The sequence below is a fragment of the Kitasatospora albolonga genome, from assembly GCF_039535905.1.
Lineage (GTDB): Bacteria > Actinomycetota > Actinomycetes > Streptomycetales > Streptomycetaceae > Kitasatospora > Kitasatospora albolonga.
The window spans coordinates 129,361-152,498 of the sequence record NZ_BAAAYB010000004.1; the positions used below are offsets into that span (position 1 = coordinate 129,361).

Below are 23,138 nucleotides of genomic sequence, written 5' to 3' on the forward strand. Positions count from 1 at the left end.
GTTCCGCACGTGTGACTGCGGGTCAGGAACGGACCTCGGCGACGGCCGGGGCCAGCGCCTCCTTCAGGCGGGGGCCGACCCGGGAGAAGCCGAGCTCCTTGACGGCGGCGCGGAGCAGCTCGTCCTCGCTGCGCTCCGTGCCGTCGGTGTCCAACCACCGGACCAGGGCGACCAGTTCGGCGGGCTCGTAAGCGGTCACGGCACGGCCGGCGGTGATCGCGGGCTTCTTCGGACGCCGCGCCTTCTTCTCCGGCGCGGCGGCCTGCGGCTCCTCGACGACCTCGGCCACGACGGGCTCCGGCTCGACCACCGGCGCGGCCTCCTCGACCACGACGGCCTCAGGCTCGGGCTGGGGCTCGACCACGGCCGCGGCCACCGGCTCCTCGGCGACCGGCTCCGGCGCGACCTCGGGCTCAGCCTCCGTCAGCGCCTCGGCCACGGGCTCGAGTTCGGCCTCGACCTCAGGCTCGACCACGGGCTCGACCTCAGCCACCGGCTCCGGCTCGACGATCGGCTCGGCCTCAACCTCAGCCACCGGCTCAACCTCGACCACGGGCTCGACCTCGGCCACGGGCTCCGGCTCGACGATCGGCTCGGCCTCAACCTCAGCCACCGGCTCCTCCGCCACGGCCTCCACGACCGCCGGAGCCGGCTCCGCCTCCCGGGGACCGGCCGCGAGGACCTGGATGGCCTCCGCCTCGGTCGCCGTGCCGTGCAGCCGGTCGTACGCCGCGAGCGCCGCGTCCCGGTCGGCCTGACGGTCCGCCAGTTCGCCCAGCAGGTCGAGCAGCTCCGGCTCCGCCGCGAGCAGCGAGGCGCGCAGGGCGCGGAGCGCGGGCAGCCGGTAGAGGGTGCCCTCGTCGGCGGCCAACCGGTCGACCAGGTCGGCGAGTTCGCCCAGCGGGAGGGCGTCCAGCGGGTAGTCGGGGAGCAGCGCGCCGAGGGCGCGGGCGGCCTGGCCGAGCTCCTCGACGGTCTGGGCGAGGGCGGTCAGCCGGGCCGGGTCGGCGACCGGGGCCGGACGGCCGACGGCGCCGGCCGAGGCCCACTCGCCCTGGGTGGCGGCGGCGGCCCGGACCGCGTCGAGCAGGTCGGCCCGGCGGGTGCGGCCGTCGACGGCGAGGTTCTTGGCCTGGGCGCGGAGCGCGCGGCGGCGGCCCCAGCCGAGCTTGACGCCCTGCTCGCGGCGCTCCCGCCAGGGGGGCGAGCGCGGCGGTGAGCGCGTCCAGGTCGGTGTCGTAGACCTCGGGGCGCAGGGTGGCCGAAGTGCCGTGCGCGCGCTGGAGGATGGCGGTGAGCCTGGTCAGTTCGGCCAGGTTGGCGGGGGTGGCGGCGGTGCCGAGGAGTTCGGCCAGGGCGTCGCGGGTGGCGAGCAGGTCGTGGCTGCGCAGTTCGGCCAGTGCGGTGGAGCCGGCGCGGGCGTCCTCGGGGGTGCGGACGGTTTCGGCGGCGGAGACCCACGGGTTGGTCTCGGCGGCGAGCGAGAGCCCGCCGAGCTCGGCGTAGCGGCCGAGGTCCTCGCGGGCCTCGCCGGAAGGCGCGGCGGTCGCGGAGGAAGAGGTGTCCACCGCCGGGTGGTCGGCGTCGTTCAGGTAGTTCACGGTCATGTGTGAAGTCCGGGTTCGTGGCTGGGCGGACAGGGCGGTGGCGGCGGCGGTCTCCGCCGGCACGGACGAGGGTGCGGGGCGTCCGGTGTGGACGCCAGGATACGGGTGGGCGTTCGAGGCCCGCACGCAACCCGGCCCCAACGCACCGCGCGCCGGGGCGGTGTGCCCGAGCCGCGCGGGTGTGGTGCGGGTTCAGTGCGGATCGCCGCGCACCTGCGGGAAGTCCGCGAGGGCGACCGGTGGGAGGTACTCGCGCACCAGGGTGCGCTCCCACCAGGCGCCGGTGCCGCGCAGGGTGCGGAGGTCGGTGAAGCGGTAACGGTACAGCCGGGCACGGACGTAGGCGGGTGGCTCGCCCGCGAACGGGTCGTGGCCGAGCAGCCGCAGGGTGTCCCGGTCGGCGGTGAGCAGGCGGTGGACGAACGGGGTGAACCAGGGCCGGGCGTACGCCGGGGAGATGCCGGCGAACCACATCAGCCAGTCCAGCCGCAGGTGGTAGGGCGCGAACTGACGCGGCATCCGCCGCGGATCGCCGGGCTTGCCGCGGAAGCCGTACTCCCGCCAGTCGGCCCCCGGCCCGGGGACGGGCTCCCGCGTGCCCTCGACCACCACCTCGAAGCGGATCCGGTTGACGGAGCCGAACGCGCCGTAGGCGTTCACCAGATGGAGGCGGTCGAACGAACGGTTCATCACCTGACGGTGCGAGAGCAGGTTGCGCGCGGGGCGGTAGCTCAGCACCAGGACCAGCAGGGTGTACGCGGCGACCAGGCCCAGCCACCAGTCCGGCCCGGTCGGGCGGGGGTGCGGGGCGGCCGGGACGGCGGTGCAGGCGATGGCGATGGTGAGCCAGTTGAGCCAGGCGAAGTTGCCGGAGAGCACCAGCCAGAGCTGGGTGACGATGATCAGACCGGCGCAGACCCCGGACACCGGCCGGGGCAGGAACAGGCCGACCGGGACGGCGAGTTGCACGACGTGGTTGGCGGCGGCCTCGACCCGGTGCAGCGGGGCGGGCAGGTGGTGGAAGAACCAGCTCAGCGGGCCCGGCATCGGCTGGGTCTCGTGGTGGTAGCGCAGGCAGGTCAGGTCGCGCCAGCAGGCGTCCCCGCGCATCTTGATCAGCCCGGCCCCGAACTCGACCCGGAACAGCAGCCATCGGGCCAGCAGCAGCACCGGGAGCGGGGGTGCGACGCGATCGTTGCCGAGGAGGGCGGCCAGGACGCCGGCCTCCAGCAGCAGGGACTCCCAGCCGAAGGAGTACCAGGCCTGCCCGACGTTGACGATCGAGAGGTAGAGCAGCCAGAGCACCGCCCAGAGCAGCAGCGCCGCGCCGAGCGGGAGCCGGTCCGCGGCTCCGGCCAGCACGGCGGCGGCGAGGGCGGCCCCGGTCCAGGCGGCGAGGGCGAACGCCCGGTCCGTGTAGTGGAACTGGAACAGGCTGGGTGCCCGGCGCCAGCCCGTCCGGGCCGTGAAGCGGGGCACCGGGAGCATGCCGTGCTCACCGATCAGCGCGCGGAACTGCCGTGCGGCGGCCACGAACCCGAGCAGGTAGACGGCGGCGACCAGCCGTTGGAAAGCCAGCCGCCCGAGCCAGTACTCGGGCGCCGCCACCCACTCCACCCCACCCTCCTCCCGCCGGACCGGTCCCATGACTACCACTCGGGTCCCGTCCTGGCCCCCAGCCCCACCGACGGCGTCAGCCACTCGGCGCACGCCTGGACCCTCCGGCGCCGCGAAGGCGGCCATCCCGGGGGGCGCGGGGCACAGCCGGCTGGCAGCAAGTCGTCCGAGCTTGGCAGCAAACGAACTCGCGCAGGTGGCGCGGGGTGTGGTGCCATGTGCGGCGACAGCACCAAATCCAGGAGAGGCTCATGACCGCCGCGCCCCAGCAATCCGCGCACTCCGCCAGGACGTCCCCCACCGTCACCCCCACCTCCGCCTCCCCCCTCCGCTCCATCACCCCTGCCGTCTGGGCCGCCCTCGCGGTGGTCTACGTGGTCTGGGGCTCCACCTATCTGGCCATCCGGGTCGTGGTCGAGACCATGCCCCCGTTCCTCTCCGCGACCGCGCGCTTCATACCCGCCGGCCTGCTGCTGCTCGCCCTGGTGGCGGCGAGGAGCGGCACGGCCGCCCTGCGCGTGACGCCCCGCCAACTGGCCTCCGCCGCCCTGGTCGGCCTGATGCTGCTGCTCGGCGGCAACGGCATGGTGGTGCTGGCCGAGCGCGACGTGCCCTCCGGCCTGACCGCGCTGATCATCGCCGTCGTCCCGCTCTGGCTGGTGCTGGCCCGCTGGGCCACCGGGCAGCGCCCGGCCTGGACCACCGTCGCCGGCGTGCTGCTCGGCCTGATCGGCCTGGGGGTGCTCTCCAGCTCCGGTCTGAGCGGCGAGGTGAAGCCGCTGGGCGTCGCGCTGATCCTGCTGGCCACGCTCTCCTGGGCCGGCGGCTCGTTCCTCGCCAAGCGGATCACGATGCCCGCCAACGTCTTCGCCACCAGTGCCTACGAGATGATCGCCGGCGGACTCGGCTGCCTGGCGGTCTCGCTCCTCAAGGGCGAGCCGCAGCGCTTCCACCCCTCCGAGGTCTCCACCGCCTCCTGGCTGGGCCTGGCCTTCCTGGTGGTCTTCGGCTCGATCGTCGCCTTCACCGCCTACGCCTGGCTGCTCCAGGCCGCCCCGCTGCCGCTGGTCGCCACCTACGCCTACGTGAACCCTGTGGTGGCCGTGCTGCTCGGCTGGCTGATCCTCTCCGAGCCGCTCACCCTGCCCGTGCTGCTGGGCGGCGCGATCGTGGTGGCCGCCGTCGTCCTGGTGGTGCGCACCGAACGCTGACGCCGCATCAGGCCTCCGGGGCCCGCCCACCTTCTCAAGGTGAAGGCGGGCCCTTGGCATATACCGACCAATCGGGCGACTGCCTTCGAGTCCATAACGATTGGAGTCGCGCTCCGTTTCGTAGGGTTTAATTATTGACGGCAAGTCGGCTCACGGGCTTGACTCCCTCAGCACTGCCGCGACGCTGCGGCAGGCAGTCAGGGAGGCACCACCCACCATGAACGCACCACTGCGTCGCACCCTCGTCGGCATGCTCGCGCTGTCGACGGCGCTGACGCTGGCCGCCTGCGGCCAGGACGGCACGTCGGCCGGTTCGACCGGCAACAAGACCATCGGCCTGCTGCTGCCCGAGCGCTCCTCCTCCACCCGGTACGAGGCCTTCGACAAGCCGCTCATCGAGTCGGCCATCGGCGGCCTGTGCACCAAGTGCGTGGTGGACTACGCCAACGCGGACGGCGACGAGGCGGTGCAGAAGCAGCAGTTCGACGCCCTTCTGGCCAAGGGCGTCAAGGTGGTGCTGCTCGACCCGGTGAACGCCCAGGGCACCGCCCCGTGGGTGGCCGAGGCCACCAAGCGCGGCGTCAAGGTGGTCGCGTACGACCGGCTGGCCGCCGGCAAGGTCGCCGCGTACGTCTCCTTCGACAACCACCGCACCGGCGAACTCCAGGGCCAGGCCCTGGTGGACGCGCTCGGCGCGAAGGCTGCGCAGTCCACCGTGGTGATGATCAACGGCTCCGAGACCGACCCGAACGCCGCGATGTTCAAGGCCGGCGCGCACAAGGTGCTGGACGGCAAGGTCAAGAAGATCGGCTACGAGCAGTCCGGCGAGTGGAAGCCGGAGGTGGCCGCCCAGAAGACCACCGAGGCGGTCAACTCCCTCGGCAAGGACGGCTTCCAGGCCGTCTACTCCGCCAACGACGGCATGGCCACCGCCATCATCGGCCAGCTCAAGGCCGCCGGCGTCAAGAACGTGCCGGTCGGCGGCCAGGACGCCTCGGTCGAGGCGATCCGCCGCCTGCTGACGGGCGAGCAGACCTACACCATCTACAAGCCGTACAAGCCGGAGGCCGACACCGCCGCCTCCATCGCGGTCTACCTGCTCAACGGCATCGACATCACCGGCGTGGCCAGCTCGGTGACCGAGAGCGGCGGCGAGCAGATCCCCTCGATGCTGCTCACCCCGGTCGTGGTCACCAAGGCCAAGATCGCCGAGACCGTCATCGCGGGCGGCCTGTACAAGCGCGAGGACATCTGCGACCCGGAGCACGCCCAGGCCTGCGCCGCGGCCGGCATCAACTGACGCCGAGCCCGACGCCGCGTGCCTGACGCCCGGTCAGGGACGGGCCCGCCCTCGGCGGCGGCCCGTCCCGGCGGACGTCCTCAGCGGCCGGCCCTCGGCCGCAGCTCCCCTGCGGCCAGCACGAGCGCGGCGATCACCGCGAGCGCCGCGGCCGGACCGGCCTCCATCGCCCGGGTGTCGGACTCCGCCACCTCCTCGTACTGGGCACGCGTGATCTCCACCTCGCCGCGGGTGCCCTCCGGGGTGGCGCCGTGGGCGTAGTAGTGCCCGTCCCGCGCGCCGGCGTCCTGCAGCGCACCGTCCATCCGGACGCTCGACCCGGTGACCACTGCTGCGGCGACGAACAGCAGCAGCAACCCGCCCAGTACGGCGCGCGGCACGCTCAGCATCGCCCAGCCCAGCTCCTGCCGGTCCGTCGGCCACATGCGGGCCACCCGCACGAACATGGCGACGGCCAGCCCGAGCACCACTCCGAACTCCCCCAGGACCAGCCAGCTGTTCCCGGCCCACGGCTGAAGCCCCGGCAGCCAGGTCAGCACCGCGGCGGCCAACAGCACGACACCGGCGGCGGCGGTCACACCGGCCTGACGCTCGAACGTCCATCCCATGCGCAGCAGCGTGGCACGCCCCCGCCGGCCGCGACAGTGGATTTCGGCCCCAACTAGCCCTTCGTACGCGCCCGTTGCGTGACCGCGATGCAGGCCAGCACGCCGACCGCGGTGACCGGGGCGGCCAGCGGGAGCTCCTCGGAGAGCAGCAGCACGGCCCAGAACAGGGTCAGCAGCGGCTGGGCGAGCTGGAGTTGACTGGCCCGGGGGACGCCGATCTGGGCCATGCCCCGGTACCAGAGCACGAAGCCGCCGAACTGCGAGACGGCCGCGACGTAGGCCAGGCCGGTCAGCGCACGGAACGTCAGGTGGACCGGCTCGGCCGGCAGCGCCAGCGCGGTCACCACGGCCATCAGCGGGGCGGCCGCCACCACGGCCCAGCCGATCACCTGCCAGCCCGCCATCTCCCGGGCCAGCCGGCCGCCCTCGGCGTAGCCGACCGCGCAGACCAGCAGTGCCCCGGCCAGGTACAGGTCCGCCAGGCTGAACGCGCCACCGCTCTGCTGGAGGGTGAAGGCCAGCACCACGGCGGCCCCGCCGAGCGCGGCGCCCCAGAAGGTGCGCGACAGCCGGGTGCGCGAGCGCAGCGCGGCGACGGTGGCGGTGGCCAGCGGGAGCAGTCCGACCACCACGGCGGTGTGCGCGGTGGAGGAGGTCTGCAGCGCCAGCGTGGTCAGCAGCGGGAAGCCGAGGACGCAGCCGAGCGCCACTGCGACCAGTCCGGGCCAGTGCCGGCGGGCGGGCAGCGGGACCCGGCTCAGCTTGAGGCAGACGGCGGCCAGGGCGGCGGCCAGCAGGCCGCGCAGGCCGGTGGAGGTCCAGGGGCCGAAGCCGTCGAGTGCCCAGACGGTGGCCGGGAAGCTGAGCGAGAAGCAGACCACGCCCAGGGCGGCCCGGACGGTGCCGCCCCGGCCGCCGCCGGAGGACTTCCTCCTCGTGTTGTGTTGAGAGGATCCTTACCGCGAGGCGAGCGGGCGGCACAGTACGGGGCCGCCCCTGGGACGTGGATCTGCATTCTCGCTCAGCACCCGGCCACGTCTGGGGCACTCCGACGTGCTTCGGCCCATGGACCTCACCGGCCTGACGCGGCCTGCTGGCCGCCGCCCTGGCCGCCGTCTGCCTCAAGCTGAGCCGGGTCCCGCTGCCCGCCCGCGGCACTGGCACGGACTGGTCGCAGTGGCGCTCGGCTGCGTCCTCGGCTTCCCGCTGCTGACACGCTGGCGCTGCAAACTCCTCCACCCGCACACCAGCCGTGGTGGGTCGGACTGCTCCCGCTGGCCACCGCCACGTCGCCGCCGCTGTGCGCTCGCGCACCCGGCTGTCGCGCACCTTCTGGGGCGCCGCATCGGCGGGGCCGACGTGGTGCTGGCTTCACCATCCAGCAGAGCAGGTGGCGCGTTCAGCCTGGCGGACCTGTACTGGACGGGGCACACTGCTGGCTGCGCGACGTCGGCTACGCCGAGGGCGGCCGGCTGCGCCGGGAGATGCAGGGCTGGCAGGGATCGGATGGGCCGTGGTGGCGGCCGCCCCGCTGATGGCCGGGGTGACCGCGCTGGCGCTTGACGGCCGAGCCGCGTACACCCGACGTTCCGTGCGCTGCGGCTGGCCTACGTCGCGGCCGTCTCGCAGTTCGGCCGGCTTCGTGCTCTGGTACCGGGGCATGGCACAGATCGGCGGTCCCACTGGCCAGTCAACTCCAAGCTCGCCCAGCCGACTGCTGACCCTGTTGGCGTGCTGCTGCTTCTCACGAGGAGCTCCCGCTGGCCGCCCCGGTCACCGCGGTCGGCGCGCCGGCCTGCATCGCGGCACGCAACGGGCGCGTACGAAGGGATGTGTGGCCGAAAACCACTGTCGCGGCCAGGGGGGGCGGCCACGCTGCTGCGCATGGGATGGAACGTTCGAGCGTCAGGCCGGTGCGACCGCCGCCGCCGGTGTCGTGCTTGTGGCCGCCGGTTGCTGACCTGGCGCCGGGGCTTCAGCCGTGGGCGGGAACAGCTGGCTGGTCCTGGGGAGTTCGGACGTGTGCTGGGTGGCCGTCGCCATGTTCGATGGGAGTGGCCGCTTGGCCGACGGACCGGCAGGAGCTGGGCTGGGCGATATGAGCGTGCGCGCGCGACTGGGCGGGTTGCTGCTGCTGTTCGTCGCCGCAGCAGTGGTCACCGGGTCGAGCGTCCGGATGGACGGTGCGCTGCAGGACGCCGGCGCGGGACGGGCACTACTCAGACCACGGCGCCACCCCGGAGGGCACCCGCGGGAGGTGGAGATCACGCGGCCCGTACGAGGAAGGTGGCGGAGTCCGACACACCGGGCGATGGAGGCCGGTCCGGCCGCGGCGCTCGCGGTGATCGCCAGCGCTCGTCGCTGGCCGCAGGGGAGCTGCGGCGAGGGACGGGCCGCTGAGGACGCCCGCCGGGACGGGCCGCCGCCGAGGGCGGGCCCGCCCTGACCGGGCGTCAGGCACGCGGAGTCGGGCTCGAGCGTCAGTTGATGCAGGCCGCAGGCGCAGCCTGGGCGTGCTGGGCCCGCAGATGTCCTCGCGCATGTAAAGGCCGCCCTGCGATGACGGTCTCAGGACGATCTTGGCCTTGGTGACCACGACCGGGCGAGTGAGCGCATCGAGGGGATCTGATCGCCGCCGCTATAGGTCACACGAGCTGCCACCGCGGTGATGCGATGCCGATTGAGAAGGTAGACCGCGATGGAGGCAGGCGCGGTGTCGGCCTCGGCTTGTACGGCTTGTAGATGGTGTAGGTACTGCTCCGCCCGTCAGCAGGCGGCGGAACGCTCGACCGAGGCGTCCTGGCCGCGACCGGCACGTTCTTGACGCGGCGGCTTTGAGCTGGCCGATGATGGCGGTGCCCATGCCGGTTAGTTGGAGGAGTAGACGGCCTGGAAGCCGTCCTGCCGAGGGAGTGACCGCCTCGGTGGTCTTTCTGGCGGCCACCTCCGGCTTCCACTCGCCGGGAACTGCTCGTAGCCGATCTTCTTGACACTTGCGTCCAGCACATTGTGCGGCCGGCCTTGAACATCGCGGCGTTCGGGTCGGTCTCGGAGCACGTTGATCAATCACACGGGGGACTGCCGCAGCCTTCGCGCCCGAGCGAGCCACCAAGGGCCTGGCCCTGGAGTTCGCCTGTGCGGTGGTTGTCGAAGGAGACGTACGGCGACCTGCCGGCGGCCAGCCGGTCGTACGCGACCACCTTGACGGCCGCGCTTGGTGGCTCGGCCCCAACGGGGCGGTCCCTGGGCGTTCACCGGGTCGGCAGCACCACCTTGACGCCCTGGCCAGAAGGGCGTCGAACTGCTGCTTCTGCACCGCCTCGTCGCCGTCCGCGTTGGCGTGTCCACCAGCGCACTTGGGCAACAGGCCCGATGGCCGACTACGAATGAGCGGCTGTCGAAGGCCTAGTACCGGGTGGAGGAGGAGCGCTCGGGCAACAGACAGGACGATGGTCTTGTTGCCGGTCGAACCGACGCGTGCCGTCCTGACCGCAGGCTGCCAGGTCACAGCCGTCGACAGAGCGAGCATGCCGACGAGGGTGCGACGCAGTGTGCGTTCATGGTGGGTGTGCCTCCCTGACGCCTGCGCAGCGTCGCGGCATTGCTGAGGGAGTCAAGCCCGTGAGCGCTGCCGTCAATAATTAAACCCTACGAAACGGAGCGCGACTCAAATGTTATGGACTCGAAGGCAGTCGCCGATGGTCGGTATATGCAAGGGGCCCGCCTTCACACTTGAGAAAGGTGGAGGGCCCCACGGAGGCCTGATGCGGCAGTCAGCGTTCGGTGCGCACCACCAGACGACGCGCAGGCACCACGAATCGCGCGCCAAGCAGCAGGGCAGGGTGAGCGGCTCGGAGAGGATCAGCCAGCGAGCAGCACGGCCACCACAAGGGTCTCACGTAAGCGATAGGTGGCGAACAGCGGACAGCGGGCGGCCTGGAGCAGCAGGCGTAGGGGTGGAAGGCGACGATAGGCCGAAGACCACCAGGAAGGCCAGCCCAGCCAGGAGGCTCACCGGGGAGACCTGGAGGGGGTGGAAGCGCTGCGGTCGCCCTTGAGGAGCCGAGAACCGCCAGGGCAGCCGAGTCCGCGGCGATCATTCGTAGCACTGGTGGCGAAGACGTTGGCGGGCTCTGATCCCCTGGCGAGAAAAAGGAACGAGCCGCCGGCCCAGGAGAGCGTGGCCAGCAGAGATTCAGCGCGACGCCCGCGGCTTCACTCGCCGCTCAGACACGGAGCTGGAGAGCACCCCAGGCGAATCAGGCGAGCAGCACGCCGGCGACGGTGGTCCAGGCCGGCGCTCCGGTGCCCAGCGGGCCAGCACCAGCAAGAGCGGGACGACGGCGATGATCAGCGCGGTCAGGCCGGAGGTGGCACGTCGCGCTCAGGCAGCACCACCATGCCGTTGCCGCGCCTGAGCAGATCAGCCTCACGGCGCGGACCAGGGCGGCGCGAGGCCAGTTCGGCGGAGCGCTCACGCGCGCGGGCGGCGTGGCACTGTGCTTGCCCTCGCGTCGTCACCGATATGGTGACGATGCCAGCAAGCATGTCGGCGGGTATGAAGCGCGCGCGTCGACGCGAGGGTGACGGGGTCATGGGCACCTATGGTACACTCGACACGACTCGCGGATGCAGATAGGTGGACGCCCAGACCACGTCAAGACCCTACCGCGAGCCCGTTTTTAGGCGTTCGGCCAGACGGCGCAGGGTGATGGAGCGTGGATAGTGAGGCGTGAGGTGGTGGAGTGACAGGTGGGGGACAGTCCTGGCGAAGTGCTGTCGGCGTTGACTCTGGGTGCGCTGGGCGTGTGCGTGGTCCTGGAATGTCAGTGTGATGCTCTTCGCGTTCGAGCGACGTATGCTGCTACGATGTGTCGCCTAGTGTAGTGCCTGTGTCGTGTGTGCACAATGGCCACCACACCTCAGGCGCCACATCTAGCGCGAGTTCGCTTTGCGTGCCAATGCTCGACGACTTGCTGCCGCCGGCTGTGCCCCGCGCTCGTGGATGGCGCCGCCTCGCGGCGCGCCGTGAGGGGTCCAGGACGTGCGTCCGACGAGTGGCTGACGCCCGTGTCGGTGGGGCTCGCTGGTGGGCCAGGACGGGACGAGAAGACACGTGTGGTTAGTCATGGGACGCGGAGTCCGGCGGTAGGCGGGAGTGTTGGGGTAGGAGAGTGAAGGTGGCGCGGCGGCCGGAGTACTGGCTCGGCGGCTGGCTTTCCATACGGCTGGTCGCCAGTGCCGTCTCCTGAAACGCGTGAGTTCGTGTGCACCGCCGCACACTGGCAGTTCCCTCGCCTCCGGCGCGCTGTATCGGTGAGGCGCCATGAGTTCGATTGCTCCGCGCGTGCCCCTTCACGGCCCGGACGTGAGCTGTGCGCCGGGCACCAGCCTGTCTCAGTTCCACTACAGGACCGCGTTCGCACTCGCCGCTCTGGAACGGGGCCGCCCTCGCCGCCGCCGTGCTGGCCGGAGCCGCGGACACGGCTCCCGCGCTCGGCGCGGCGCTGCGCTGCTACTGGGCGGTGCTCTGGCTGTCTACCTCTCGATCGTCAACGTCGGGCAGCCTGGTATCCTTCGGCTGGGAGTCCTGCTGCTGGAGGCCGGCGTCCTGGCCGCCCTCCTCGGGCAACGATCGCGTCGCACCCCGCTCCCGTGCTGCTGTCGGCCCGATGGCTGCTGTCCGGGTTCGAGTCGGGGCCGGGCTGATCAAGATGCGCGGGGACGCCTGCTGGCGCGACCTGACCTGCCTGCGCTACACCACGAGACCACAGCCGATGCGGGCCCGCTGAGCTGGTTCTTCCACCACCTGCCCGCCCCGCTGCACCGGGTCGAGGCCGCCGCCAACCACGTCGTGCTAACTCGCCGTCCCGGTCGCCTGTTCACTGCCCGGCCGTTGTCCGGGGTCTGCGCGGTCTGATTCATCGTCACCAGCTCTGGCTGGGCTCTCCGGCAACTTCGCCTGGCTCAACTGGCTCACCATCGCCATCGCCTGCACCGCCGTCCGGCCGCCCCGCACCCCCGCCCGGACGGGCCGGACTGGTGCTGGGCTGGTCGACCGCGTACACCCTGCTGGTCCTGCGTGGCTGAGCTACCGCCACCGGCGCGACCTGCTCTCGCACCGTTGTCAGGTGATGAACCGTTCGTTCGACCGCCTCCATCTGGTGAACGCCTACGGCGCGTCGCTCCGTCAACCGGATCCGCTTCGAGGTGGTGGTCGAGGGCACGTGCGGGGAGCCCGTCCCCGGGCCGGGGGCCGACTGGGCGGGAGTACGGCTCCGCGGCAAGCCCGGCGATCCGCGGCGTGATTGCCGCGTCAGTTCGCGCCCTACCACCTGCGGCTGGACTGGCTGATGTGGTTCGCGGCATCTCCCCGGCGTACGCCCGGCCCTGGTTCACCCCGTTCGTCCACCGCCTGCTCACCGCCGACCGGGACACCCTGCGGCTGCTCGGCCACGACCGTTCGCGGGCGAGCCACCCGCCTACGTCCGTGCCCGGCTGTACCGTTACCGCTTCACCGACCTCGCACCCTGCGCGGCACCGGCGCCTGGTGGGAGCGCACCCTGGTGCGCGAGTACCTCCCACACCGGTCGCCCTCGCGGACTTCACCGCAGGTGCGCGGCGATCCGCACTGAACCCGCACCACACCCCGCGCGGCTCGGGCACACCGCCCCGGCGCGCGTGCGTTGGGGCCGGGTTGCGTGCGGGCCTCGAACGCCCTCACCCGTATCCTGGCGTCCACACCGGACGCCCCGCACCTCTCGTCCGTGCCGGCGGAGACCGCGGCCGCCACCGCCTGTCCGCCCAGCCACGAACCCGGACTTCACACATGACCGTGAACTACCTGAACGACAGCCGGCCACCACCCGGCGGTGGACACCTCTTCCTCGCGACCCGCCGCGCCTTCCGGCGAGGCCCGCGAGGACCTCGGCCGCTACGCCGAGCTCGGCGGGCTCTCGCTCGCCGCCGAGGACCACCCGTGGGTCTCCGCCGCCGAAAACCGTCCGCACCCCCGAGGACGCCCGCGCCGGGCTCCACCGCACTGCCGAACTGCGCAGCCACGACCTGCTCGCCACCCGCGACGCCCCTGGCCGAACTCCTCGGCACCGCCGCCACCCCCGCCAACCTGGCCGAACTGACCAGGCTCACCGCCATCCTCCAGCGCGCGCACGGCACTTCGGCCACCCTGCGCCCCGAGGTCTACGACACCGACCTGGACGCGCTCACCGCCGCGCTCGCCCCCTGGCGGGAGCGCCGCGAGCAGGGCGTCAAGCTCGGCTGGGGCCGCCGCCGCCGCGCTCCGCGCCCAGGCCAAGAACCTCGCCGTCGACGGCCGCACCCGCCGGGCCGACCTGCTCGACGCGGTCCGGGCCGCCGCCGCCACCCAGGGCGAGTGGGCCTCGGCCGGCGCCGTCGGCCCGTCCGGCCCCGGTCGCCGACCCGGCCCGGCTGACCGCCCTCGCCCAGACCGTCGGGAGCTCGCGCCAGGCCGCCCGCGCCCTCGGCGCGCTGCTCCTCCGACTACCCGCTGGTACGCCCTCCCGCTGGGCGAACTCGCCGACCTGGTCGACGGTTGGCCGCCGACGAGGGCACCCTCTACCGGCTGCCCGCGCTCCGCGCCCTGCGCGCCTCGCTGCTCGCGGCGGAGCCGGACGCTGCTCGACCTGCTGGGCGAACTGGCGGACCGTCAGGCCGACCGGGACGCGGCGCTCGCGGCGTACGACCGGCTGCACGGCACGGCGACCGAGGCGGAGGCCATCCAGGTCCTCGCGGCCGGTCCCCGGGAGGCGGAGCCGGCTCGGCGGTCGTGGAGGCCGTGGCGGAGGAGCGGTGGCTGAGGTTGAGGCCGAGCCGATCGTCGAGCCGGAGCCCGTGGCCGAGGTCGAGCCCGTGGTCGAGGTTGAGCGGTGGCTGAGGTTGAGGCCGAGCCGATCGTCGAGCCGGAGCCGGTGGCTGAGGTCGAGCCCGTGGTCGAGCCTGAGGTCGAGGCCGAACTCGAGCCCGTGGCCGAGGCGCTGACGGAGGCTGAGCCCGATGGTCGCGCCGGAGCCGGTCGCCGAGGAGCCGGTGGCCGCGGCCGTGGTCGAGCCCCAGCCCGAGCCTGAGGCCGTCGTGGGTCGAGGAGGCCGCGCCGGTGGTCGAGCCGGAGCCCGTCGTGGCCGAGGTCGTTCGAGGAGCCGCAGGCCGCCCGCGCCGGAGAAGAAGGCGCGGCGTCCGAAGAAGCCCGCGATCACCGCCGGCCGTGCCGTGACCGCTTACGAGCCCGCCGAACTGGTCGCCCTGGTCCGGTGGTTGGACACCGACGGCACGGAGCGCAGCGAGGACGAGCTGCTCCGCGCCGCCGTCAAGGAGCTCGGCTTCTCCCGGGTCGGCCCCCGCCTGAAGGAGGCGCTGGCCCCGGCCGTCGCCGAGGTCCGTTCCTGACCCGCAGTCACACGTGCGGAACCCCCTGGACCGGACGGGTCCAGGGGGTTCCGCACGTTCAGCGCCCGGTACGGGCCTGCCAGACCTCGCTCTCGACGTAGTGGTTGTCGTAGTGCTCGCCCGACTCGCGGATCTCCTGCAGCTGGCCTCGCCCTGTTGACCCGGTCAGCAGGCGGTAGTAGTCGAAGCGGTCCATGCCCGGGGTGAGAGGAACCAGCACGTCAGGCGGTGGAGCCGGCGGCGGGGGCGAAGGCGTGCCTGGTGCCGGCCGGACGGCGAGGAAGTCGCCCTGCCGCAGGGTCTCGATGCGGTCGTCGAGCAGCACGTCAGCTCGCCGTCCAGGCCGAAGAAGAACTCGGTGCCGGGTGTGGAGTGCGGCGGGGCGCCGGTTCGCGCCTTCTCGAAGGTGGCCCGTGTTGCTGGTCACCTTGCCGCCGGTGGTGGCGGAGTCGGCGAACAGGGTGATCAGGACTGCCGGGCGCGTCGCGTCAGCACCTCGGCGGCGGCGGCGCGGACCAGGACGACGTCATGATTCTCGGTCATGTGTGGTTCCCACTCGTGCGGTTCTCGCTTGCTTCGATGATCAGCCTACGGACGCAAGCGGCCCAAGCATCTGGTCCATTCGATCATCCGATCCCTTGGGGCCATTTCGGGAACTGCTAGACTTGAACGCGTTCAAGAGAGCTGTGGGGGGAACCATGGCCACCTGATCGGTCCGTCTGTCGCCGCGCGTGCTGGCCGCCCTGGCCTCCGTGACCTGCGCCGACCGCATCGTGCGTGGGGTCTCTCCAGGGACGACATCGACTCGACAAGCTGGCGGCCCTGTTCGGGGTGCTCACCCTGCTGCCCCAGATCTGCCGCGACCGATGGCTGTTCCGCGTCCTCTCAGCGATCGTCGGCATCCTGGCCGCGTTCCTGGGCGTGGGGTTCACCTTCTCGGGAGCGGCTCACACACCCTGGTGCCCGCCGGAGATGTCCTGATGCTGGCCGCCCGCAGGCGAGCGAGAAGCCGCCGCTGGGTGCGCGCCGTCCTCGGAGGCGTGCTCGCCGTCCTGCGTCCTCTCTGGCTCTGAACCCCTCCCCCGCTCGACGGCTGACCGCTGATCAGGCTGTCAGCGGCCTCCCCGCCCGGGGCCACGGCGCCCAGGAAGGTCATCGGGCGGCTCTGGGTTAAGCCGAGGGCCTTGTAGAGGCGGATCGCGTCCACGTTGTTCGCCGGCGGCGTGCAGGAACGGGACCTCGTCGCGGTCGCGGATGCCCCGCTGCGACCGCGCGGACCAGGCGGGCGGTCCAGGCCCTAGGCCGCGGTGGGTGGCGGCGGTGCAGACGGCGCTGATCTCGGTGTGGCCGACGGGTGCATCCGCTCGCCCGCCATCGCGACCAGGACGCCGTCCTGACGGAATGCCCAGGTTACGGCCCAGGGCGATGGTGCGGGCCTCGAACGGGCCGGGACGGGTGGCCGCCACCAGGGCCAGCATCTCCGGGACGTCCTCGGGGCCCAGCTCCACCGCCTCCGGGTCGTGGGCAGTGCCACCAGCGGTCGCGACCAGCTGGACGCCGTCGAGCGAGAAGGTCACCCGCAGTCGGCCGGCGGGGTGATCCCGTTCCGGCCAGTCAGGGCGAAGCCGCCCGCGCCGGTGAGCCCGCGCCAGGTCGGCGCCCAGTCCGCCTCGGTCGGGTCGTCCGGGAGGCCGTGGAAGGGGGAGACGTCGGCGGGGTAGCGGGCGGCCCGGCCGCGCCGCCTCGGCGAGCCCGGCGTGCGGGCGAGGAGCGCGGAGTGGGCCGGGTGGCCAGTGTCGGTGTGCGGCATCGCTGATCCGTTCTCGTCGTCCCGGGCAAGTCCTGGGCAAGTCCTGCGGAAAGGGGAGGGGCCCCACGCACAGCCGCGGGCCCCTCCTTCACGCGCTCCTGACGGTGCGTCAGCCCAGACTGGGCCAGCGCCTCGTTGAAGGTGGCGACGGACGCATCACGGCCGCGCGGCCAGCGACGGGCGACGGCTGGTAGTAGCGCCGATCTCGGCCGGGGCGCCCTGCACCGCGATCAGCTCGGCGACGATGGTCTCCTCCTGCTCCGCCGGGTCTGGCGAGGTCCGGTGAAGGCGGCGGCGAGCTCGGCGTCGCGGTCTGCTGCGCCAGCTCCTGGCCCAGTACAGGCGAGGTAGAAGTGGCTGCCGCGGTTGTCGATGCACCGAGGCGGCGGCTCGGCGACTTGTCCTCGTTGAGGAAGGTGCGGTGGCGCGGTCCAGGGTGTCCGCGAGGACCTGGGCGCGGGCGTTGCCGGTGGTCTGGGCCAGGTGCTCGAAGCTGGCGGCCAGCGCGAGTAACTCGCCAGGCTGTCCCAGCGAGGTAGTTCTCCTTGACCAGCTGCTGGACGTGGCTTCGGGCGGAGCCGCCGTGCGCGGTCTCGAACAGGCCGCCGCCGTTCATCAGCGGGACGACCGAGATGTCCATCTTGGTACGCTGGTGCCCAGCTCCAGTGATCGCGGGGATACACGGGTCGGTCAGGTAGTCGCGCAGCACGTTGCCGGTGACCTCGACGATGTGTCCTCGACCAAGCCAGCGGCGGATGCCTGCTCCAGCGAGTAGGCGGTGGGCCTTCGACCGGGAGAGGTATCTCGCATGGTCAGAGCCCTCAGTGTCGTCGCTGTCGCAGGTACGCGTGACCTTGCCGATCAGCACCGTGCGTCCGTGGGCACGGGTCTCGTCACAGCCAGAAGACGGCCGGGGAGCGGTGCGCTCGGGCGCGGTTGACGGCCACGCTGGACCAGTCCTGGAGCGGGGCGTCCTGGTCTGGCCAGGCGCGGAAGATGTCGTCGTCTCGGCCTCGACGGCTCTGCTACCAGCACGACCTCGCCCGAGGCGTCCGACCAGGCAGCGACAGGTGCCGCGGGTTGGGCGATCTCGAAGGTCTTGTCGTTGGCTCGCCGTACTTTACTCCTCGGACGGCCTGGGCCGCATCTAGGGCCGCACGTTCGGACCGAGCCCATGGAATGGCCGGGTCGAACGCGCCGTGGAGCGCGGCAGATCCTCGATGACGGCCTGAGTAGACGCCGCGCGCGTATGCAGCTGTCCGGCAGGACGGCTGAGGCGTGTCCGCTGCTCTTCCTGGCCGTCCGGGTCCCCACATGTTTGTGGCCGGAGTGCGGTGATCATGGCCCGGCATCGAGGCGTCGACCATGAAGTCGACCGGCACGTGCAGGTTGGTGAATAGCCCTTGTCCGAGTCGACCATCGCCAGGGCCGGGCCCGTCGGCGAGCTCGGCCTCGAAGGAGGCCTTGACCTCGGCGCCGTTGGCGGCTTGTCCAGGCCGTCCATGGAATGCCGCCCGAGGCGTTGTTTCGGGTTCAGGCCGGCCGCGGCAGGGTCGGACGCCGTACTTGGCGAAGGTCTTCGGGAAGAAGCGCGGACCACGTGGCCGCGAAGACGCGCGGCAGTCGGAGACCTTCATCATGGTGGCCTTGAGGTGCACCGGAACAGCACGCCCTGGGCCCTTGGCCTCGGCGACCTGGGCGGCGAGGAACTCGCGCGCTAGCGCGTGCGAACCGCGCATGACCGAAGGCGATCGACCCGACCTCGCCCGGCCCTGACCGGGAACGGACTCACGCGCAGCACGGTGGTGGTGCCCCTCGGCGGGGCGACCAGCCTCGATCTTGAGCGCCGCCGGCCTCGGCGATCACGGTCGACTTCTCGGTTGGAAGCGAAGTCGTTGACCCCATGGTGGCGACACGTTGGTCTTGCACTCGCCGGGGTCCAGGCGCCCATGCCGGTGAGCGGGTGGGCCTTGCGTGCGTAGTTTCTTCACCGGAGCGGGGCGCGGCGGTCGGAGTTTGCCCTCGCGGAGGACGGTTTGACCGCGGAGCCCTTGATCCTTGTCGTACGCGGGCGCCGGCACGTCGCGCTCCTCGTCGGTCTGCGGCTCGTCCGGGTAGTCCGGGAGCGCGTAGCCCTGGGCCTCAGCGCTCGGCACGGCCGCCTTGAGCTGCGGGATCGAGGCGGAGACGTTTCGGGAGCTGATTATGTTTGGGCCTGCGGGGTCCTGGCGAGCTCGCCCAGCTCCGCGAGGGCGTCGTCCGATGCGCTGGCCCTCTTCGAGACGCTCCGGGAAGGCGGCCGATGATCGGCCCGGCCAGGGAGAATGTCACGCGTCTCCACCCGCCAGCCCGCGGTCGAGGCGTAGGCCTGGACGATCCGGGAGGAAACGAAGTACGTCGCCAGGGCGGCGCCTCCGTCGGGTGTGGGGTGTAGATGATGTCGAGTCAGTCATCGGTACTCCGCTTCACGGCTACAACGTCTCGACATCAAGATATCCCTGACAGCTCCCTTTTTTGACAACCAACACCCGCCCAGACTTCTTCCAGTCGGCGGGCGGGTCGGGAGCGGCCGGGGGTCGGTGGGCGCCGCCGGCGGGGCCGGGGCGGGCCGACGGGACGGGGCGGGCGCAGCCGGAGGCTCCCGTGCCTCCTGCGCGGCCCCCGGCGTGCAGGAAGCGAAGAGGCCTTCCCGCCCCCGCCCCGCCGCTCCCGCGGCCCTGCCGGAGGCGCGAACCGGTGTCTCCCGAACGCGAGCCCCGCCGAAGGCGTCTCCCCGTTTGCTCGCTCGCGTCCCGCCGGAGGCTCCCCGTGCTCCTGCGCGGACCCCGGCGGTGCAGAAGTACGAGGCCTTCCCGCCCGCCGGAGGCACCGGCGCTCAACCACCGCGGCCCCCGGGGGGATCAAGTCGCGCGGAAAGGCGGTGAAGGCGGCGAGTCAAGGTCCCCGGGGAGCCGAAGACTCGAGGTCGGCCGGGGTGCGGCGTTGCCAGAGGAAGAGGGAGCAGGTCGGAGGCGGTGCCGCGGACGGCGACGGCGCCCTTGGCTGTTCGTGAGGAGCTGCCAGGTGCCCGTCCCCGGCCACCCCGCAGGGTCCAACTCGCCGGGGCCGTCAGGTGGGCGTGCAGGTGAGGCCGTCGGCGGGAGTCCGGCCGGCCGGGGTCTCGTGGCGGCAGAACCGTGGAGGAAACCCTCGACGCCGTCGGTCGGCCAGAGCTCGCGCTCGATCGCCTCGTCGTGCCAGGCCGAGGGCGTCGAGTGGCGCCCAGGTGTGCACGGCGGTCTCCCTGGGCCCAAACCGCCGCTGGATTGAACCCGGCGATCCTTACCGGGGTGGACCAGAACAACCACCCGCGGCTCCGCCGGAATCGAAGCACCTCCACGGTGGCACGCGGCGGCCTCGGCCGGGGGGCCCCGCCCGCCGCCAGCCAGGCCGGCAGCTCGGCAGAGGTCACTCGGGGAACGTCCGTCCGCGCCGGTCCAGGTGTCGGGGTCGGTGAGGGTGCCGTCGGCCGTCTCCGGTCCAGAAGGCGTGCACGGTGCCGGTGTGGAACAGCAGGTCGTCGAGGGTCCAGTCGGGGCAGCGGGACCCGGGGTGGTGATTGCGCGTTTCGCGGTGGCGTCCGGCCATCAGCCCGGCGTGCCGGCGGAGGGCGCGGACACGTAGTCAGATCTGTTTCACAGGGCCGGACTTTAGACCATGGTGATTCATATGAGCTGATGCAATGTTGCTTGAATTCATCCTGGCTGATGCTCTGACGCTGTGTCAGTGTTGCGGCCGCCCCAGCGTTCCGGAGTCATCCCTCCGCCGGCGGGGCGCGACCAGGGTGCCCGATCGCCACCAGAGGAGAAACCGTGAAGCTGAGGACCATGCTCGCCACCCGTCGCACTGGGCACGTCCGTGCTCACTGCGGGTGCCCGCCGTCGTCTTTCCGAGCATCGCCCCTCGGGCGTCCTACTGCGACGGGTACACCAGTCAGTGCGACGACGACTGGGACCATGAGCTCCAACGACCTGGGCGACGAGTACATGCAACAGGTGATCATCGAGGGCCTGTCCGAGATGCCCGAGGTGCCCTCCTCCCTTCCGGTGTGGAACGCGGACTGGGCCAACGCGGCGGAGGCGGCGGCGACGGTTCGGGGAGGGACTATCCGTCGACGAAGAGATCGGTGCGGAGGCACCAAGGGAGGATTGCGGCCAGAACTCGCATCAAGAACACAGCACCAACCCGTTGAAGGAGACCATCAACATCCTCGTACAACGTGACCTAACCAGGTGACCGGGAACATCTCGGCCTCGGCCTACTCGATCCTGTCGGCGAGCCTCGGGGTCACCTTCGGCGGACGAACCAGCGTGAGCCACGCGATCGAGGTCACCATCCCGCCGGGCATGAGCTGGGCGAATGTACGTGGGTACCAGAACACTACTACAAGATCCTCACGCCGGAGCGGCCCGGAGTACGCGACCGTCAAGGAGACCCCCCGGCGTCCGTCCGCTCGGTTCCCTGTCAGTGAGTTTCTCCGTCTCTCTCCGACGGCCGGGTCGGCGGGTGCTCCCCGTCGAACCCGCCGCTGGACGCCGAGGCGGTTCCCCGCCGGGGACCGCCTGCGGGCGCTGGCCGGGCCGCTGCCGAGTTTGACCAAGGCCGCTTCCCGCTCGACAACCCGACCTATACACTTCCACCGTCCCCCGGTTCCGAACGGCCACTAGCACCACCGGCACACACCTGCACACCACGGACGAGGGCCGAGCTGGCCGAGGCGATCTCGAACGCGCCGAGGCAGCGGACCACAAGCCGGCCTGCTGGCCGTCCACTCGGTCCGGGAGGAGCTGCCGCGACACCCGGGCCGGCGGCCGTGCTTCGCCCCCCAACGCACTCGCCGAACCTTGCACCGGCTGATCGCCGCCGCGACCCCCAGCATCCCGGGCCGGGGCGGGTTCCGCGGGGAACGTCACCCCGTCACCCGCAGCCGGACGGCCGGGCTCGTCCTCTTCGGCACCGGCCCCCGGGGCGAGAGCTTGACGAGCAGGATGCGGCGCCTGGTACCGTGGGGCCTGGCGACCCACACCATCCCCGCCGCTCGACGCCTCGGCGCTCTCACACGATCCGCTGCTGACGATCCATCCGTTCGCCGCGACGGCAACGGGGTCGGGCGCATGTGGGCTGCTGGCGCAGTGCGACCTGGTGGCCGCCGGGCTGATGCCCGGAGCGCTGCTGGCTGCTGTGGACTGGGCGGCTGGTGCACGGCAATCGCCATGTGGCGAGACGACGAGCCTTCGCCAGCCCGCGGTCGCACGGCGGACCTGATGGCCTGGGGGGCGACACTTCGCGCGTGATGGTCCCACCGAAGACGGCGCACCCACCGGATCGCCACAACTCAACAAGGCGTACCGGCGGGTGCTCAGCGACCGCCGCGATGGACCCGGGCCCAAGGGAGATCCGCGGCCCCGCGGAAGTCCTGGCCCACCTCCGCCGACCCCCGCCGTCTCGGCCCAGTGGCTGAAGGGCCGCACCACCCGCGCCCCGGGCCCCGCCCTGGACCCGCCTGAACCCTGGCCCGGGGTCCTGACCCCAGCACCCGCAGCCTGCCCGGCGCGCTGTTCCACCCACGCCTGGTCGCGATCCCTGGACGAGCCATTCACCGCCGGCGTCCACTGAGTCGCGGCGCCCTCGGCGGGAGCGGAGTCGGCCGATTGGTGCGGATCCGACGGGTCCGGCCGTCTCCCCGCCGCCGGGCGGGGGAAAACTGCGGCTCCGTTCAGCAAGCGCGGCGGCCCGGTGTGTCGAGGTGCTCGCAGACGGCGCTGTTGGCCTTGGACCGGTCCGGTGGTCGGTGAGCACCCGGTGTGACCATCAGGCGGGGTCGTGGGCGTCGGTCATGAGAGGCGAGCCCACGTGCCGCCGACCATACCCCCGGCCGCGGGCGGTAAGCGTGGTGCCGGGCCAGCATCTGGAGGGGACTATGGAAACGGGTTCGTGCTCGACCACCAGCGTTCCTGTTCCGCCTAACTCGAAAAGACGCTCAAGCCGGGCCCGTAGGCTGCGCGGCATGCGTGATTTCTGCGCGGGGATGGGCTATCTGGTCAAGGGCCAGAAGCTGGGTGGTGCCGGCCACGGCGCTGGTGGGTTTCGGGATGATCCCCTGCGCTGATCGCCTGTGTGGCCACGTGGCGGCGCCTGGTGGTGCTGGGGTGTACGCCGACACGACGTCGCGAGAGTGGGCGACGCCGTTCGCGGACGGGGCGGGGTCGCCGTGGCAGGGGCTGGTGCGCGGGCGGTGCAGTGGACCGTGCTCCGGGGGCGAGCGTTTCCGCGCTGTCGGTGGTGACGTTCACGGCGGGTGACACGCCCTGAGATCGGGCACAGCCGTTCTACGAGTTCGCATGGTGCGAGAAGGTGGACGAGAACCGAGGTGGGGAGCGACCGGCGCGTCAGGACCTTTTCGCTGTGGACGGGAGTATGGTGGTCTCCAGGCGCGGGAACAGTCCTGTAAACTGCATGCTACCTGCGGGTGCTCGGTCTTCGGGGTGCTGCTGTTCGCACGCAGGGGTTCGTGCGTGCGTG

The 23,138-nt window shown here is 72.0% G+C and carries 17 protein-coding genes and 2 pseudogenes; 7 read left to right on the forward strand and 12 right to left on the reverse strand.

What is annotated here, in order from left to right; translation table 11 throughout:
* Positions 1 to 22: 22 nt before the first annotated feature.
* A complete protein-coding gene (locus tag ABD946_RS01770; protein ID WP_345279335.1) occupies positions 23 to 871 on the reverse strand; it encodes a hypothetical protein in 849 nt (282 codons plus the stop codon).
* A 928-nt stretch (positions 872 to 1,799) separates the two neighbouring features.
* Positions 1,800 to 3,224, reverse strand: a complete 1,425-nt coding sequence (locus tag ABD946_RS01775) for a lipase maturation factor family protein (protein ID WP_345279337.1) — start codon at positions 3,222 to 3,224, stop codon at positions 1,800 to 1,802.
* Between the two features lie 251 nt (positions 3,225 to 3,475).
* On the opposite strand from ABD946_RS01775, the gene ABD946_RS01780 reads away from it, so the two are divergent.
* Together ABD946_RS01780 and ABD946_RS01785 are read left to right on the forward strand one after the other, a co-directional pair.
* Positions 3,476 to 4,435 carry an EamA family transporter gene (locus ABD946_RS01780; RefSeq protein ID WP_345279339.1) on the forward strand — a complete coding sequence of 320 codons (960 nt, stop codon included), beginning with the start codon at positions 3,476 to 3,478 and terminating at the stop codon, positions 4,433 to 4,435.
* A 217-nt stretch (positions 4,436 to 4,652) separates the two neighbouring features.
* Complete coding sequence (locus tag ABD946_RS01785; RefSeq protein WP_345279341.1) at positions 4,653 to 5,735, forward strand: sugar ABC transporter substrate-binding protein; 1,083 nt, start codon at positions 4,653 to 4,655, stop codon at positions 5,733 to 5,735.
* 80 nt (positions 5,736 to 5,815) lie between these two features.
* Here ABD946_RS01785 and ABD946_RS01790 read toward each other — a convergent pair whose 3' ends face one another.
* Together ABD946_RS01790 and ABD946_RS01795 are read right to left on the reverse strand one after the other, a co-directional pair.
* Entirely contained in the window at positions 5,816 to 6,343 is a 528-nt protein-coding gene (locus tag ABD946_RS01790; RefSeq protein ID WP_345279343.1) for a hypothetical protein, read from the reverse strand.
* A 53-nt stretch (positions 6,344 to 6,396) separates the two neighbouring features.
* The gene (locus ABD946_RS01795) at positions 6,397 to 7,230 is read right to left on the reverse strand and encodes a DMT family transporter (RefSeq protein ID WP_425558493.1); all 834 of its coding nucleotides are present in this window, start codon (positions 7,228 to 7,230) and stop codon (positions 6,397 to 6,399) included.
* Between the two features lie 4,709 nt (positions 7,231 to 11,939).
* On the opposite strand from ABD946_RS01795, the pseudogene ABD946_RS42345 reads away from it, so the two are divergent.
* From ABD946_RS42345 to ABD946_RS01805, 3 genes and pseudogenes are all read left to right on the forward strand, one after another.
* Positions 11,940 to 12,978, forward strand: a pseudogene (locus tag ABD946_RS42345) (lipase maturation factor family protein); the annotation flags it as partial.
* Positions 12,979 to 13,322: 344 nt separating this feature from the next.
* Positions 13,323 to 13,796, forward strand: coding sequence for a hypothetical protein (locus tag ABD946_RS01800; RefSeq protein ID WP_345279347.1), 474 nt, complete (start codon positions 13,323 to 13,325; stop codon positions 13,794 to 13,796).
* A gap of 581 nt (positions 13,797 to 14,377) precedes the next feature.
* Entirely contained in the window at positions 14,378 to 14,767 is a 390-nt protein-coding gene (locus tag ABD946_RS01805) for a hypothetical protein (protein ID WP_345279349.1), read from the forward strand.
* Positions 14,768 to 14,825: 58 nt separating this feature from the next.
* Here ABD946_RS01805 and ABD946_RS01810 read toward each other — a convergent pair whose 3' ends face one another.
* Positions 14,826 to 15,194 (reverse strand): cupin domain-containing protein, encoded by a 369-nt coding sequence (locus tag ABD946_RS01810; protein WP_345279351.1) that lies wholly within the window; start codon positions 15,192 to 15,194, stop codon positions 14,826 to 14,828.
* A 350-nt stretch (positions 15,195 to 15,544) separates the two neighbouring features.
* On the opposite strand from ABD946_RS01810, the gene ABD946_RS01815 reads away from it, so the two are divergent.
* Positions 15,545 to 15,748, forward strand: a complete 204-nt coding sequence (locus ABD946_RS01815; protein ID WP_345279353.1) for a hypothetical protein — start codon at positions 15,545 to 15,547, stop codon at positions 15,746 to 15,748.
* Positions 15,749 to 15,879: 131 nt separating this feature from the next.
* Here the strand turns inward: ABD946_RS01815 and ABD946_RS01820 are convergent, their stop codons facing one another.
* From ABD946_RS01820 to ABD946_RS42365, 7 genes and pseudogenes are all read right to left on the reverse strand, one after another.
* Complete coding sequence (locus ABD946_RS01820; protein WP_345279354.1) at positions 15,880 to 16,344, reverse strand: hypothetical protein; 465 nt, start codon at positions 16,342 to 16,344, stop codon at positions 15,880 to 15,882.
* Positions 16,341 to 16,577 (reverse strand): hypothetical protein, encoded by a 237-nt coding sequence (locus ABD946_RS01825; protein ID WP_345279355.1) that lies wholly within the window; start codon positions 16,575 to 16,577, stop codon positions 16,341 to 16,343. Before ABD946_RS01825 ends, ABD946_RS01820 begins: the two co-directional genes overlap by 4 nt.
* A 156-nt stretch (positions 16,578 to 16,733) precedes the next feature.
* Positions 16,734 to 17,108 (reverse strand): NADP-dependent isocitrate dehydrogenase, encoded by a 375-nt coding sequence (locus tag ABD946_RS42350; RefSeq protein WP_425558495.1) that lies wholly within the window; start codon positions 17,106 to 17,108, stop codon positions 16,734 to 16,736.
* 61 nt (positions 17,109 to 17,169) lie between these two features.
* Positions 17,170 to 17,445: pseudogene (locus ABD946_RS42355) on the reverse strand (NADP-dependent isocitrate dehydrogenase); the annotation flags it as partial.
* Between the two features lie 25 nt (positions 17,446 to 17,470).
* Positions 17,471 to 17,575, reverse strand: a complete 105-nt coding sequence (locus ABD946_RS42360; RefSeq protein ID WP_425558496.1) for an NADP-dependent isocitrate dehydrogenase — start codon at positions 17,573 to 17,575, stop codon at positions 17,471 to 17,473.
* Between the two features lie 27 nt (positions 17,576 to 17,602).
* A complete protein-coding gene (locus ABD946_RS01835; RefSeq protein ID WP_345279357.1) occupies positions 17,603 to 18,316 on the reverse strand; it encodes an NADP-dependent isocitrate dehydrogenase in 714 nt (237 codons plus the stop codon).
* A gap of 123 nt (positions 18,317 to 18,439) precedes the next feature.
* Positions 18,440 to 18,841 carry an NADP-dependent isocitrate dehydrogenase gene (locus ABD946_RS42365; protein ID WP_425558497.1) on the reverse strand — a complete coding sequence of 134 codons (402 nt, stop codon included), beginning with the start codon at positions 18,839 to 18,841 and terminating at the stop codon, positions 18,440 to 18,442.
* Between the two features lie 2,007 nt (positions 18,842 to 20,848).
* On the opposite strand from ABD946_RS42365, the gene ABD946_RS42370 reads away from it, so the two are divergent.
* Positions 20,849 to 21,283, forward strand: coding sequence for a DUF6426 family protein (locus ABD946_RS42370; RefSeq protein ID WP_425558492.1), 435 nt, complete (start codon positions 20,849 to 20,851; stop codon positions 21,281 to 21,283).
* The last annotated feature ends 1,855 nt before the right edge of the window (positions 21,284 to 23,138 follow it).